Source organism: Vagococcus sp. JNUCC 83 (genome assembly GCF_053667615.1).
Window position 1 is genome coordinate 370,779 of the sequence record NZ_CM132204.1, and the last position, 15,150, is coordinate 385,928.

At 32.4% G+C, this 15,150-nt stretch carries 13 protein-coding genes; 9 read left to right on the plus strand and 4 right to left on the minus strand.

From position 1 onward, the window contains the following. Positions 1-43 precede the first annotated feature (43 nt). The 6 genes from clpX to JNUCC83_RS01780 all read left to right on the plus strand — a co-directional run bounded on the left by clpX (position 44) and on the right by JNUCC83_RS01780 (position 8,033). On the plus strand, positions 44-1,303 hold the full coding sequence (clpX, locus tag JNUCC83_RS01755) for an ATP-dependent Clp protease ATP-binding subunit ClpX (protein WP_454460539.1): 1,260 nt from the start codon (positions 44-46) through the stop codon (positions 1,301-1,303). Between the two features lie 235 nt (positions 1,304-1,538). Further along, complete coding sequence (locus JNUCC83_RS01760) at positions 1,539-2,441, plus strand: phosphate ABC transporter substrate-binding protein PstS family protein (RefSeq protein ID WP_454460540.1); 903 nt, start codon at positions 1,539-1,541, stop codon at positions 2,439-2,441. Between the two features lie 99 nt (positions 2,442-2,540). Continuing rightward, the gene (locus JNUCC83_RS01765; RefSeq protein WP_454460541.1) at positions 2,541-3,248 is read left to right on the plus strand and encodes a response regulator transcription factor; all 708 of its coding nucleotides are present in this window, start codon (positions 2,541-2,543) and stop codon (positions 3,246-3,248) included. Further along, positions 3,248-5,032 carry a sensor histidine kinase gene (locus JNUCC83_RS01770; protein WP_454460542.1) on the plus strand — a complete coding sequence of 595 codons (1,785 nt, stop codon included), beginning with the start codon at positions 3,248-3,250 and terminating at the stop codon, positions 5,030-5,032. The genes JNUCC83_RS01765 and JNUCC83_RS01770 overlap by 1 nt, the downstream gene beginning before the upstream one ends. A 91-nt stretch (positions 5,033-5,123) precedes the next feature. Next, positions 5,124-5,564 carry a CopY/TcrY family copper transport repressor gene (locus tag JNUCC83_RS01775; protein WP_454460543.1) on the plus strand — a complete coding sequence of 147 codons (441 nt, stop codon included), beginning with the start codon at positions 5,124-5,126 and terminating at the stop codon, positions 5,562-5,564. 9 nt (positions 5,565-5,573) lie between these two features. Beyond that, positions 5,574-8,033 (plus strand): heavy metal translocating P-type ATPase, encoded by a 2,460-nt coding sequence (locus JNUCC83_RS01780; protein ID WP_454460544.1) that lies wholly within the window; start codon positions 5,574-5,576, stop codon positions 8,031-8,033. 24 nt (positions 8,034-8,057) lie between these two features. Here the strand turns inward: JNUCC83_RS01780 and apf are convergent, their stop codons facing one another. Next, entirely contained in the window at positions 8,058-8,615 is a 558-nt protein-coding gene (apf, locus tag JNUCC83_RS01785; RefSeq protein WP_454460545.1) for an aggregation-promoting factor, read from the minus strand. A gap of 501 nt (positions 8,616-9,116) precedes the next feature. Here apf and JNUCC83_RS01790 point away from each other — a divergent pair. Next, positions 9,117-9,935, plus strand: a complete 819-nt coding sequence (locus tag JNUCC83_RS01790) for a hypothetical protein (protein ID WP_454460546.1) — start codon at positions 9,117-9,119, stop codon at positions 9,933-9,935. Between the two features lie 162 nt (positions 9,936-10,097). Here JNUCC83_RS01790 and JNUCC83_RS01795 read toward each other — a convergent pair whose 3' ends face one another. Continuing rightward, on the minus strand, positions 10,098-11,432 hold the full coding sequence (locus tag JNUCC83_RS01795) for an FAD-dependent oxidoreductase (protein WP_454460547.1): 1,335 nt from the start codon (positions 11,430-11,432) through the stop codon (positions 10,098-10,100). A gap of 402 nt (positions 11,433-11,834) precedes the next feature. Between JNUCC83_RS01795 and JNUCC83_RS01800 the strand changes: the two genes are divergently transcribed. Then, entirely contained in the window at positions 11,835-12,695 is an 861-nt protein-coding gene (locus tag JNUCC83_RS01800; protein WP_454460548.1) for an ROK family protein, read from the plus strand. Between the two features lie 47 nt (positions 12,696-12,742). Here JNUCC83_RS01800 and JNUCC83_RS01805 read toward each other — a convergent pair whose 3' ends face one another. Further along, positions 12,743-13,732 carry an aldose epimerase family protein gene (locus JNUCC83_RS01805; RefSeq protein ID WP_454460549.1) on the minus strand — a complete coding sequence of 330 codons (990 nt, stop codon included), beginning with the start codon at positions 13,730-13,732 and terminating at the stop codon, positions 12,743-12,745. Beyond that, positions 13,722-14,327, minus strand: a complete 606-nt coding sequence (locus JNUCC83_RS01810) for a beta-phosphoglucomutase (RefSeq protein ID WP_454460550.1) — start codon at positions 14,325-14,327, stop codon at positions 13,722-13,724. Before JNUCC83_RS01810 ends, JNUCC83_RS01805 begins: the two co-directional genes overlap by 11 nt. 249 nt (positions 14,328-14,576) lie before the next feature. On the opposite strand from JNUCC83_RS01810, the gene ahpC reads away from it, so the two are divergent. Next, positions 14,577-15,140, plus strand: coding sequence for an alkyl hydroperoxide reductase subunit C (gene ahpC / locus JNUCC83_RS01815; protein WP_454460551.1), 564 nt, complete (start codon positions 14,577-14,579; stop codon positions 15,138-15,140). Positions 15,141-15,150: the final 10 nt, after the last annotated feature.

Here is a 15,150-nt window from a genome sequence, read left to right on the forward strand (position 1 = left end):
CGAAATAGGCCATAAGGGTCTTTTTTCAATTAGGAGGGAAAACATGTACGACAATACAGGTGAAAACAACGAAGTGCGCTGTTCATTTTGTGGTAAGTCCCAAGATGAAGTGAAAAAATTAGTCGCAGGACCTGGGGTATATATATGTAACGAATGTATCGATTTATGTAAAGAAATCATTGATGAAGAGATGCAAGATGAGATGGTATCTGATTTAATCAATGTATTAAAACCAAAAGAAATTTTAGACGTATTAAATGAATACGTTATTGGTCAAGAACGGGCAAAAATTGTTTTATCTGTTGCGGTATATAATCACTATAAACGAGTACAACAAATGGCGATTGATGAAGAAAATGATGATACAGATGAGGTAGAACTTCAAAAAAGTAATATTTGTTTGATAGGACCGACTGGATCTGGAAAAACATTTTTAGCTCAAACATTAGCGAAAACATTAAATGTGCCATTTGCCATTGCCGATGCGACAAGTTTAACTGAAGCGGGTTATGTTGGTGAAGATGTTGAAAACATTCTTTTAAAACTATTACAAGCTGCTGATTTTAATGTTGAAAAAGCACAACGTGGTATTATCTATATCGATGAAATTGATAAAATCGCACGAAAAAGCGAGAATGTCTCTATTACACGAGATGTTTCTGGTGAAGGTGTACAGCAAGCCTTGCTTAAAATATTAGAAGGTACTGTGGCAAGTGTTCCCCCTCAAGGAGGACGCAAGCATCCACAACAAGAATTGATTCAGATTGATACATCTGAAATTTTATTTATTGTTGGTGGAGCATTTGATGGTATTGAAACAATCGTTAAAGAACGTCTAGGTGAAAAAGTCATTGGTTTTGGTTCAACTAGTAAAAACAAACGTGATGAAGAAAAAAGTATTATGTCACAAATCATTCCAGAAGATTTACTAAAATTTGGATTGATTCCTGAATTTATTGGTCGATTACCTGTGACAGCCTCATTAGAAAAATTAACACGTGATGATTTAGTTCGAATTTTAACTGAACCAAAAAATGCCTTGGTTAAACAATACAAAAAATTGTTGTCATTAGATGATGTTGAGTTAGAGTTTACACCAGGAGCACTAGAAGCTATTGCTAATCAGGCAATTGAGCGCGATACTGGGGCTCGTGGTCTTCGCTCAATTATAGAACATGTGATGATGGGAATTATGTATGAGATACCAACACGTGAAGACGTTGAAAAAGTGATTATTACAAAAGAAGCTGTAGAAGGCGACGGCGATCCTGAGTTGAAATTAAAAGCCAAATCAAAAAAATAAATAAGATATATTGAGAGAGCAGAGTGATTGCTCTCTTTTTTTGTCATGTTTGTTTAAAATGATACTAAGTTGATATAAACTTTACATTTAATTTGAAAAGAGACGTATATAATGTGATTTTCGAGTAATTTACCTTTATTTTACAAAATCAAGACTATAAACTTTACAAAAACTTGATACACTCTGTGTGTAGTAAATAACTAAACAAATAACTTTTTAAGGAGTTTTGACAAAAATGAAGAAAAAATTATTATCAGCAATTACAGTTGGGGTATTATTTACATTAGTTGGATGTGGAGGAAGTGGCTCAACAGATAGTAGTAAAGGTGGTTCAAATACCTCTGATAAAGGAAAGTCAACAGAAAAAGTTGATATTACATCTGTTGGTTCGACAGCACTACAACCATTGGTAGAAAAAGTTGCTGAAATTTATATGACTGATAATCCCGATTATACGATTACTGTTCAAGGTGGAGGAAGTGGTACAGGTCTAACACAAGTATCAACAGGTGCTGTAGACATTGGTAACTCTGATGTTTATGCAGAAGAAAAAGATGGCATCGATGCATCCAAAATTGAAGATCATAGAATTGCAGTTGTGGGTGTCGCACCAGTTGTGAATAAAGAAGTAGGTGTTACAAACATTACCTCTGAACAATTAAAAGATATTTTTACTGGTAAAGTAACTAACTGGAAAGAAGTTGGTGGAAAAGATCAAAAAATTGAACTAATCAATCGTGCAGCTGGAAGTGGTACGCGTGCAACTTTTGAGAAATGGGCAATCAATGGAGCAGAGGCAGCTAAAGGACAAGAACAAGATTCATCAGGTACCGTTAGAAAAATTGTTTCTGAAACACCAGGGGCAATCAGCTACCTTGCATTTTCTTATATTGATGACAGTATTTTGGGACTTTCTATCGATAATGTTGAGCCAAAAGATAAAAATGTATTAGATAATTCTTGGAAAATCTGGGCATATGAACATATGTATACACAAAAAAATGCAAGCAAAAATGTTTTAGCATTTTTAGATTATATGAAGTCAGATGATGTTCAAAAAAATGTAGTCAATGAATTAGGTTATATAGCCATTTCTGATATGAAAGTAGAACGTGATTTAGAAGGAAATATTAAATAGCAATAACGTTTTCTAGATGTGTCCTATCTTCATTTAGTTACATTAACTATGGTATAATGGAACAGAGTAAAATGGTTTAGGAAGGGACGTTTAGCAAAAATGAAACGAATTCTAGTAGTTGACGATGAACAATCAATTACAACTTTGTTAAAATATAATTTAGAAAAAGAAAGTTTTGAAGTGGACGTTGTTCATGATGGTGAATCTGCAATTGACTACGCCATGTCAAATAAATATAGTTTTATTATATTAGATTTGATGTTACCAAAAATAAATGGATTTGATGTCACAAAAAAGTTACGTAAAGAAAAAATAAGTACACCAATCATTATGTTAACAGCAAAAGACGAGACAATTGATAAAATCATTGGATTAGAAATTGGTGCAGATGATTACGTGACCAAACCTTTTAGCCCACGAGAATTAATTGCTAGATTACGTGCAGTTGAGAGGCGTCTGGAAAATCAAACAGAAGATGGTGAGAACGTAACGATTAGTAATAATCAATTAAGCGTTGGTGAATTAGTTGCTTATCCAAAAGATTATAAAGTTTTAAAAAGAGGGACAGAAATTACGCTAACTAAAAAAGAATTTGAACTATTAATATATTTTATGGAACGTCAAAATAGAATCATTGGACGAGATGAATTAATGTTATCAATTTGGAAAGATGATATGTATCATTTATCTCGTACGGTTGATATTCATGTAAGCCATTTGAGAGAAAAAATTGAAGATGACGCTAAAAGCCCCAAATATATTAAAACAGTTCGAGGGTTTGGTTATAAATTTCAGGAGCCAGAATAATGACACGATTACAGAAAATAGTCAATCCTGTAAGAATTATTATATTAACAATTATACTTGTTTTGATAGGTGGTTACTATACCACCTATTTTTTTAAAAAGGATGTTATCGAACAACAAACAAATCAGTTATCTAAAGAAATAGAGATTCTCTTACCTTTTATATCAAATGATAATAAGCTAGTCCTAGATAAAAGCAGGCTAGACCAAAGTGTGAGAAAGCATGAACGATTGACGATCATGAATGAGTCGGGTGATATTTTATATGACTCTTCAAAAGATAATATGGCAAAAGGGTCACGTAAAAATCGACCTGAAATAAAACAAATTTTAGAAGAAGGAAAATCTGAAGGTTTCGCTATTAGAGATAGTCATACAGTTGATGAAAAACTAATTTATGTATCAAAAAAGATAGAAAAAAATGATGAATTCATTGGTGTTATTAGATTAGCTGAAACTTACCAAGGAGTCTCGCAATATGTTGAAAACTTTCAACGTATCGTTATTTCAATAATGGTTGTATTAGTTTTAGCAATTCTTATTATGGGACATTATATTCGTCGTCAGACAGAAAAACCAATTCAATTTATGTTGCCCATTCTGAAACAAGCAATTCAGAATCCAGAGAAAAAGCAAAAGGTTATAGATGCGCCAGGAGAATGGCGAGAACTCTATCAAACGGTGTATGAGTTAATGGAAGAAACAAATTTATTGTATTATAAGCAATTAAAAAATGAAGAAACGCTTCAATTTTTGTTTGAAAATTTAGATATTGGGATTTTTATATTAAATGATCGACTTGAGTTAACTTTAGCTAATCGAATAATGGAAGAAATGTTTTATAAAAAATGGATTAATACAACATATGATAAATGGTTTGACGAGCCGACGTTAAATGAATTAATCCATCAAGCCTATGTAACAGGCGAATCAGTGCAAGGTGAAATAAAAATTGAGAAACCAGCAGAACAAGACTTAAAAATAGTGATTCGACCATTATCAATTGAAAATGAAAATAATGAGTATGTTGGTATTATCTATGATGTAACAAAAGTAAGACAAGTAGAGCGAGTTCATGAAGATTTTATTAGTAATATTTCCCATGAACTAAAAACACCAACCACATCAATCATTGGTTTTTCCGAGACATTATTAGCTGGTGCTAAAGATGATCCAGAAGCCAGTAAAGAATTTCTGACAATTATTGAACGAGAAGCACAACGACTAATGAGTCTGATTCAAACTATAATGATGTTACTGAAAACAGAAAAAGATATATACATTATGGATTCTTTTGTCGTACATCCTAAATTAGTCATAGAAGATGAAATTGATAGATACCGTTTTAGAGCATATGATAGAGATATTTCTATTATTTTTGATTGTTCCGTATCAGAAGATGTAGTGATTCCGAATGATTCGTTTCAAATTATTGTGAAAAATTTATTGGAAAATGCCATTGAATACTCTGAAGATCATAGTAAAATATTTATCTACTTAACGCAAAAAAATAATGAACTAACGCTAAAAGTAGAGGACGCTGGAATTGGAATTTCAAAAAAAGATCAACAACGTATTTTTGAAAGGTTTTACCGTGTGAGTCACTCAAGACAGCGAAATAGTGGCGGTTCTGGATTAGGTTTATCACTAGTAAAACATTATGCAGGAATTCTAGGTGGACGTGTTAAACTAGTGAGTGAGCTTGGAGAAGGGACAACAGTTATAGTCAAAATAAACTTAGATATACTGAAATCTAAATATGATGAGAAGAGTATAAAGGAATAACTTTTGTTATTTCTTTTTTTAAAATCTAATCGTTGACAAATGTAGATGATTGAATTATATTGTATTTATAAATAAATTAAGGAAGTGATTTATGGTGACCAAGGAAAAACAAATATATATTACTGAAGCAGAATGGGAAATTATGAAAGTAGTGTGGTCAAACGATGAGGTTACAAGTCGCCAAGTGTTAGATATTTTAAGTGATAAGATGGGTTGGAGTATGTCAACCATCAAGACATTGTTAGCTAGACTTGTTGAAAAAAATTATTTAAAAACGACAAAGAATGGCAACCAATTTATTTATGCGCCAAAAATTAATGAAGAAGATGCCATTAATAATCTTTTAACGGCGGATTTAAATAAATTATGTCAGAAGAAAAAAGGAAAAATGATTTATCAATTAATAGATAAAGAAGAACTAACAATAGATGATGTTACCCAACTAATCACTTTACTAAGCAAGAAAAAAGAGAACGCGCCACATCAAGTAGAGTGTAATTGTATTGTTGGTCAATGTAACTGTCATAAATGAGGTGAAAAAATGGAAAAGAGAATAATATTACCCGTTGAAGGGATGAGTTGTGCGTCATGTTCGAGTACGGTAGAAAAAGTGGTATCAAAACTTTCTGGTGTTAAAAACGCTAGTGTTAATTTAGCAACAGAGAAATTAGATGTAACGTATGACACAAATCAATTAAAAGAAACAGATATAGCTAAGGCTGTAGAAAATGCAGGGTATAGTATTGCTAATCAAGAAGTTACAGCTAAGTATGATATTGAAGGGATGACTTGTGCATCATGTGCAAGTACTATAGAAAAAGTTGTTAATCAATTAGACGGAGTCCATGATGTCTCTGTCAATCTTGCCACAGAAACAATGACTCTATCTTTTAATCCTTCAGTTACAGAAAAAAAAGAAATTATTAAGGCAGTTTCAGATGCAGGTTATAAAGCTGTTGATAAAGAAATAAATGACGTAGTGAGTCAAAATAAAGAAGATAGTAAGGAAAAACAAATTCATGTGATGTGGAAAAGGTTTCTCTATTCTGTCGTTTTCACTGTACCTCTATTATATATATCGATGGGGCACATGATAGGATTACCACTACCTTCATTTATTGATCCAATGAATTCACCAAAAGTATTTGCATTAACTCAATTAATTCTTACTATACCAGTTATTGCGATAGGATGGCCGTTTTTTACAGTAGGATTTAAAGCATTAGTCAAGAGACACCCTAACATGGATTCTTTAGTTGCTTTAGGAACGAGTGCAGCAACTTTATATAGCTTGTATGGTACGATTCAAGTATTTATGGGTGACTCTAGTTTTGCAATGAATCTCTATTATGAATCAGCCGCGACAATCTTGACATTGATTACATTAGGAAAATATTTTGAAGCTGTGTCTAAGGGAAAAACATCTGAAGCAATTAAAACACTGATTAATTTAGCGCCAAAAACAGCATCCGTTATTCGAGATGGTAATGAAAAAAATATTTCGGTAGAAGATGTCGTTGTTGATGATGTGTTAATTGTTCGACCTGGAGAAAAAATTCCAGTGGATGGTGTGATTATTTCAGGAAATAGTGCAGTTGACGAGTCAATGATTACTGGTGAAAGTATTCCTGTAGAGAAGAAAACGGGAGACAAAGTAGTCAGTGCTAGTTTAAATAAAACAGGTAGTTTTAAATTTAAGGCGACCAAGGTTGGAAAAGATACGACTTTGTCTCAGATTATAAAATTGGTAGAAGAAGCACAGGGATCTAAAGCACCAATTGCTCAATTAGCAGATAAAGTATCAGGTGTTTTTGTTCCGGTGGTTATTGTTTTAGCGATTGTATCTGGATTACTTTGGTATTTTTTAGGTCAAGAATCTTGGGTGTTTGCTTTAACGATTACTATTTCTGTCTTAGTGATTGCTTGTCCGTGTGCTTTAGGTTTAGCAACGCCTACAGCGATTATGGTAGGAACTGGTAAGGGAGCTGAAAATGGTATTCTGATAAAAAGCGGTCAGGCATTAGAAACAGCTCATCAATTAGATACCATCGTATTTGATAAGACAGGTACGATTACAGCCGGAAAACCTGTTGTAACAGATGTCTTGGTATTTGGTAAGTTATCAGAAGAGGAAATACTTAGATTATCTGCTTCGGCTGAAGTTCATTCGGAACATCCATTAGGAGTTGCTATTGTGGAAAAAGCCAAAGATATGTCAATTAATCTTCTATCGATTTCTGAATTTTCAGCTATACCAGGACAAGGAATTGAGGTAGAAATTGACGGAGCAACATACTATATAGGTAACGAGAGATTGATGAGAGAACAATCAATTAATTTGAATGATAAAAAAGAACTGATGAATTCATTAGCTAAAGAAGGTAAAACACCAATGTATGTTGCTGGTACACAAAAAGTAATTGGGATTATCGCAGTAGCTGACCCTGTGAAAGAAAGTAGTATTAGAGCCATCAGTGCGTTAAAAAAACTTGGGAAAAAAGTGGTTATGTTGACGGGAGATAACGAACTAACTGCACATGCAATTGCTAGTCAAGTTGGGATAGATACAGTGGTTAGTGAGGTCTTACCTGAAGACAAAGCCAACCAAATACAATTATTGCAGCAAGAAGGAAGAAAAGTTGGAATGGTGGGAGATGGTATCAATGATGCGCCAGCCTTAGCCCAAGCAGATATTGGATTAGCTATTGGAAATGGAACAGATGTCGCCATTGAATCAGCAGATATCGTGTTGATGAATGATGATTTGAAAAGTGTTGCAACAGCTATAGAATTATCAGATGCAACCATGAAAAATATTAAAGAAAATCTATTCTGGGCGTTTGGTTATAATATTTTAGGTATCCCAGTAGCAATGGGAATACTACATTTATTTGGTGGACCGTTACTAAATCCAATGATTGCTGGTGCGGCGATGAGTTTTAGTTCAGTGTCAGTTCTGTTAAATGCATTGAGATTAAAACGATTTAAACCAAGACAATAAAAAAAACCTCGTATGAGGTTTTTTTTAATACCAACCATTGTTCATCCAGAATGCTTGAGCGTTTTCCCATGAACCATAACGATTAGCAACATATTGATCAGCTACTTTTTCTTGATTTGCTGGTGAGTAGTCGCCATTCAAGTAGTTAGGGTCTAATTGGTAACGACCAATATGGTATCCGTTTGTTGCATTGTAATCTCCACCAGATTCTTTTTGAGCAATCCATTCTTTTGCACTAGATGTTGTAGCAGATGCAGACGATATAGATGCTTGTGTTTCTTGTTGTGGCGCTACATAAGTTGTTTCTTCTTGTGTAGGTTCAGACACAGCAACATTAGTGGTTGTCTGTCCATCAGTTTTTATAGTTAATTCTTGACCAGGGAAAATCATGTTCATATTTTTGATATTATTGTCTTTAGCGATTTGATCAATTTGATTGTTAGAACCAAAGAGTTCCATTGATATAGAAGAAAGAGTGTCACCTGATTTTACAGTGTATACAGAGTCAGCAAGTACAGTTGTACTGAATAATAATCCTAATGCAAATGTGCTACCAAATATTAATGTTTTTAGTGATTTCATAAGTTTGAAAATCTCCTTTTAAAGTTGTTTAATTTATTTTCGTTGTGTTCCAACGACAAGATATACTTTACCATCGAATAATATTTCTTAGGTGAAAGAATATGTTTAATTTGATAACAAAATAAAGTGGAATATTACAAAACGTGATACATAGAAATATTTGCTCGTTCGTAATTAGCTATATTATAATATAGCGGTTTTGATATAGTTAATTGACACAAGCAAAGTAATATATAGTTTATTCTGTGAAAAAAACAAGGTAATATGATAATAATTAAGAGATTTTGGTGATGTTATTTCATTATTTGTCAATAAAATAAAAATAAAAATATTACATACGTTACTTAGTTAAAATACTTTGTTACATTTCTGACTTTTTATAAAACCGTCATATATTTTAAAAAAATGAAGAAATACTTGAATTATCTATAAAAACTTTTGTAAAACCGGTTATTTTTGAATATACTGTAAGTAATAGATACTTAAGGGGGATTGTTTATTATGTTAGTCGATTCAAATTTACCAATTGAACGAGATAAATTAAAAAATAGATTTGCTAGATTAGTGAAGGAAGACAATGATATTATTGGTGCCTATTTTACGGGGTCAATTGGCGATAAGACAGAAGATTTTTATTCAGATATAAATGCTCGTATTATTTTAAAGCCAGGTATTCAAATTGAACAAAAACAACGTGATATTATTCGATCAATTGGAGATTATTTATTCATTGAGCTATTTGATTATAATCATTCTATTATCCACTATGCTACGTTTATTAAGTTAGACTTAATGGTATATACGCTGGAGATGTTAGAACCAAGTGTTTTATATAAACATATTGAAATTATAAAAGATGATGGTACGTTAACTGAATTACATAATTTATCGAAAAATACACACTATGTTGTGACACAAGAAGTATTTGATGATGTGTTAAACCAATATTATGCAGATTATTTTGATTTATACCGAGCATGGAGAAGAGATGAGAGGAATCATATTGAATCAATTATTTTATCAATCAAGCAACATTTAGTTTCTATGTGGTACCTTTCAAAAGGAGCAAAACCAAATGATGCGGATGATTGGAGTAATTATGAGGGTGATAAATCTCGATTATCACATTTAGAAAAAGAGTTTTTATTGTCTTATACACCATTTGATATCAATGATATTGAAGTCTTTACAAGAGAAATAGCTATATTAATGTTAGAAGCAAGTGAAAAAGTTGCCGTGTATGATGAGTTATTTTTCTCACGACCTAATTTTATGAAAGTACATGACCGTATATCATATAGTACGGAAGAAGAAGAATAAAAAAGAGGCTGACCCAAAAGTATTAGAATATAAAAAATCCCATGAAATCCGTTAATTACAATGTTGATTTCATGGGATTTCTATTTTGATAGTTAAGTGATTTTGATTGAAAAAGTTACTTTTGGGTCAGCCTCTTTTATTCGTATATATAATAGTAGAAACTTAACTCATTGCAGCTTGAGCCAATAAGTTTAAGTAGTTCCAAGGTCTGTCAAAATGCGGTTGGAAAAAGAAATCAGATAACGCTAAGTCTTCGACAGTCATATTATTTTGAATTGCTAATGATAGTGTATTAGCAGATTGGGTAATATCATATTTAGACATTAACTGTCCACCTAAAATTCGTTTAGTGTCTTTATCAAATACTAGTTGCATCATTACTTTTTCAGTTGTAGGCATGAACTCAGGACGGTAGTTATCTTCTAAGTAAACCATATCTGCATTTAGACCTTGCTGTTTAGCGTTTTCGATAGTTAATCCAGTTGAGCCAATTTTCCATCCAAATAGATACAACCCAGATGTTCCTTGAGTCCCACGATATGCTAGAGTTGGCTTGTTGATATTCTTTCCAACTAATAACCCTTGTCTTACAGCATTGGTTGCTAGAGGAATGTAATTTTCAACATTAGTTGGATTATAGTGAACAACTGCACTATCTCCTGCGGCAAAAATATCAGGTTTGCTTGTTTGCATGTATTTATTTACTTTGATTGCACCATTAGATAGCTTATCGACACTATCACCTAAAAGCTCTGTTGATGGTTTGAATCCTACGCAAAGAATAACCATATCCGCGTCAAATGATTGGGATTTAGTATGTACTTTTTTCACATTAAAAGATTCATCTGATTCAAAGCGTGCAACATTTTCTCCTAAAGCCAGAGTAACACCTTGATTGAACAGTTCTTTTTCGAGTTTATCAGTAAAAGGTTTATCTAAGTATTTATTTAAAATACGGTCTAGTCCATCAATCAAGGTGACTTCTTTCCCAGACTCAACAAACGCCTCAACTAGTTCGATTCCAATATATCCACCACCGACAACAACTATTTTTTTAGCATCTGTTGCTTTTTTTATGATGTCATTTGCTTGGTTATAGTTTTTACATAATAAAATATTATTTGACTCAACCCCTGGGATTGGCGGAACGATAGGCCATGATCCAGTAGTCATCACTAATTTATCATATGAAGTAGTGCTTGTTTCATTTGTTTTTAAATTAACAGCTGTTACTTGTTTAAGTTCAGTATCGATGGATGTCACATTATGCTCCATGTTTACTGTAGCACCTAGAGAAGCTAACTCCTCAGGATTTGAGTAGAATAAGTCTTGTGCATTTTTTACTACGCCACCTACGTATAACGCAATCCCGCATGATAAGAAAGAAACATTGTCATTTCTTTCATAGACAATTACCTCAGCTTCTGGAGATTCCTTTAAGATACTTTTTACTGCAGATGTACCAGCATGAGTACATCCTATAACAACAACTTTCATTGCTTTCACCCTTACATGTAATATTTATCACAAATGATTATATATGTGACATGTGCAAAATATAACAGAAAGAAAAAGTGAAGTATATCTTTATGCTTGTGAAGTTTAAAATAGAAAACAATGGTTTTTTATTAATCCATGTGCTAATTATATCAATTTTTTTGTTTACTATATATTCTGTTTGGTGAAAGAATAGACATAAAAAAACAAATTTGTGCTATTTTAAACATAGAATTAAATTCACAAATAAAAAAATTAGTTTTAATTAGAAAACATCTTTATAAAAAAGGTGTATTTTATACAAAAAGTGTTGAAGTACAATCATATATGGTAGATAATAAATTAACTTAGATTTTTTGTAGGTAGTTAAATAGACTCTATAATAATGAATGAGGTGATAGGATGACAAATCTTGCGGTATTTGATATAGGTGGTACAGCGGTGAAATGTAGCTTGTGGGAAAATAATTCACTGTCATTTCACACACAGTTTTTGACCCCTAAAACGATAGAATTACTAATTGAACAGATGAAAAAAGTTATAAGAAATTATCCGGTTGATATTGAAGGAGTTGCTATCAGTGCTCCGGGTGTGGTTGATACAAAAAATCGAGTCATTAAAGGAATGAGTGCTGTTCGATATTTACATGACTGTGAGATATTTGATGTGTTTGAAAAAGCTTTTTCTTTACCAGTAAGAATTGAGAATGATGCCAATTGTGCTGGTATCGCTGAGATGAGTTATGGAGTTGGACAGGGAGTAAATCATGCAGTATTTCTAGTGTTAGGTACTGGAGTTGGTGGAGCGATATTTATTAATCAATCATTATATAAGGGGGCACACTTATTTGGTGGCGAATTTGGCTTAATGAAAAATCATACTGATAAGATATTAAGTAATACAGGAACAATTGTCAGAGTTATTAAAGCATATGAACAACACACTGGTATCGAAGTAGACGGCAAAGAGCTTTTTAGGTTAGCGAATTTAGGAGATAAGCTAGCTTTGAGGTTCTTAGATACCATGTATGAGAATATTTCGCAAATTCTTTATGATTTACAGGTTTCTCTTGATCCTGAAATGGTTATTATTGGTGGAGGAATATCTGAAAAATCTGAAGTGGTTTATGAACTTCAGCGTCGGTTATTTACTAAGTTAGAAGAGATAAGGTTAGATCATATCATGCCACGTATCGTTGCTTGTCAATTTAAAAATGATGCGAATTTAATCGGAGCAGCTATTAATTTTTTAAACACTATTTAACCCCTAATGACATCAAATTAAGATGTTACTAGAGGTTTTATTTTTCTCTATATTATTGTGTATTTATAAGTTGTTTTCCATGTTTTTACTTGATGCTTATCTAGATTAATATTACCAAGTTTAGGATGGTTGATAACATCTGGTAATTCCTGGGTCTCTATAGCAATACCTAATTGTGACCGCATTTTTTGTCCGGTAACAAATTGATCTGTCGTAAAATTTGTGGTTGAAAAAATAACAGCTGCTTGTCTGTTAGAAGAAATTTGAATTTGTCTTCCATTATCTTTTTGACTCAAAATAATTTGTGGTTGCTCATTTGACAATAAAAATGCATCATCAATACCGCTTGAGAGCATGTTTAAAGAATCTGTTAATAAAGAGCCTGTTCTAAAATCATAACCAGTATCAGTAACATCTATCAGGTTTCCAGTCGGAATATTTTCACTATCAGTTTCTAAAATAGTATCTGCATGGATGAGCAAGGTATGATTAGTGATGTCGTCTTTCGCGTTACCATTAAGGTTAAAATAAATATGATTAGTTGGATTAACAATAGTGTTACTATCAGAGTGACAACTAGTAATCATTTCAATCGAATCCTGTGTTACTTTGTACGAATTTCTGACGTAAATAGGGCCAGGATACTCCGTTATAGTATCTTTTAACATAAAGTGCACGATGATGTCATCATCAACTTCTTCAATATCAAACGACCAAAACTGATGCCACCACCCGTTACTTCCACCATGTAAATGATTATTTCCATTGTTCTTTTCAAACTGTAGTCCATTCCATTTTCCTTCTTTAATTCTACCAGCAACTGGTCCAACAAAAGCTCCAAATTGCGCTGTATCATTTAATACTTCTTCAGGAGTGTCTGGAGAGAGTAATATATTTTCTTTCACGTCATCTTTATCTGGAACGTGCCATTCTTGAATTCTAGCCCCAAAATCAACAAATGTGACTGTATGATTTTTTTGATGTACGGTGATATAATGAATGTTTGTTTTTTTATCATGAGTTATTTTATATGCCATCTTTATCATGTTCCTTCCATAGTTTAATTAAATAACATAAAGTTAATTCTTCAGTATTTTGAACACTTATGATTGGATAAGGATCAAACGATTTATTAGGTGATAATGCTAGAGTGACGTTTGGCATGTTTCTAACTAAATTTAAATCATGTTTATCATCAATTATGAAAAAATCGCAAGAAATATCAGCTAGCTGTTCTAGAGCAATCAACGTCACAAGTGAGGAGATACCTAATTGTTGAATTAGTTTACTCGCTAGTCGACTAGCTGAATAACAATATACTGTTATATGTTCCTTTTTTGCCTCAATGAAAAGTTCTCTTATTCCAGGATAGATATCATCAGGCTCAATATCCTCTAATTCTTCTTCATAAATTGCGTCTTTGTTTAAAATAATAACCTCTTTTTGTTGATGGGTTAAATCATAGTAATCATCCAGCCATGTGTATCGTCTAAATATTTTTTGTTCTTCAAATGTTTTTATTGTAGGCATATTTAAATATGAGTGTTTTAAAACATCAATAAAACAGAGATTATGTAAATAAGTGGTATCTGTCACAAGGCCATCTAATGGTAAAACAATATTATCAAACAATCATACACCCCTTTTTTAAGATGAAAGAGTTTACTATCTTCATTTTAACGAAAAAAAGAGGGATTGTCACTGCTTATTAATTGATAATATGAATAGACTAAAAAGATAAATATGTGTATTATGTGTTATTTTAATGAATACTTTAAGTTAATCAGGATAATGATTGACTTAAACATATTCTTTGTTTATAATTATTATAAATAAGATTCTAGTTATTAGAATCAAAAAAATTAACGGAGGGTTATTATTATGTCATTAATTGGAAAAGAAATTGAAGAGTTTAACGCACAAGCTTATCATAAAGGAGAATTTATTTCTGTATCAAATGAAGATTTTAAAGGTCAATGGAGTATTCTTTGCTTCTACCCAGCAGATTTTACTTTTGTGTGTCCTACTGAGTTAGAAGATTTACAAGATCAATATGCAACGTTGAAAAGTTTAGGTGTTGAAGTATATTCTTGTTCAACAGACACTCATTTTACGCACAAAGCTTGGCACGATACATCAGATGCTATCGGTAAAATTGAATACATTATGATTGGAGACCCATCTCATGTAATCTCTCGTCAATTTGATGTGTTGGACGAAGAAGCTGGAGCTGCACAACGTGGGACTTTTATCATTGATCCAGATGGTGTGGTGCAAACAATCGAAATTAATGCTGATGGAATCGGCCGTGAAGCAAGTATTTTAGTAGATAAAATTCGTGCAGCACAATATGTTCGTGAAAACCCAGGCGAAGTGTGTCCTGCTAAGTGGAAAGAAAATGGTGAGACATTAAAACCAAGCTTTGATTTAGTCGGAAAAATATAAGGAGATAAAT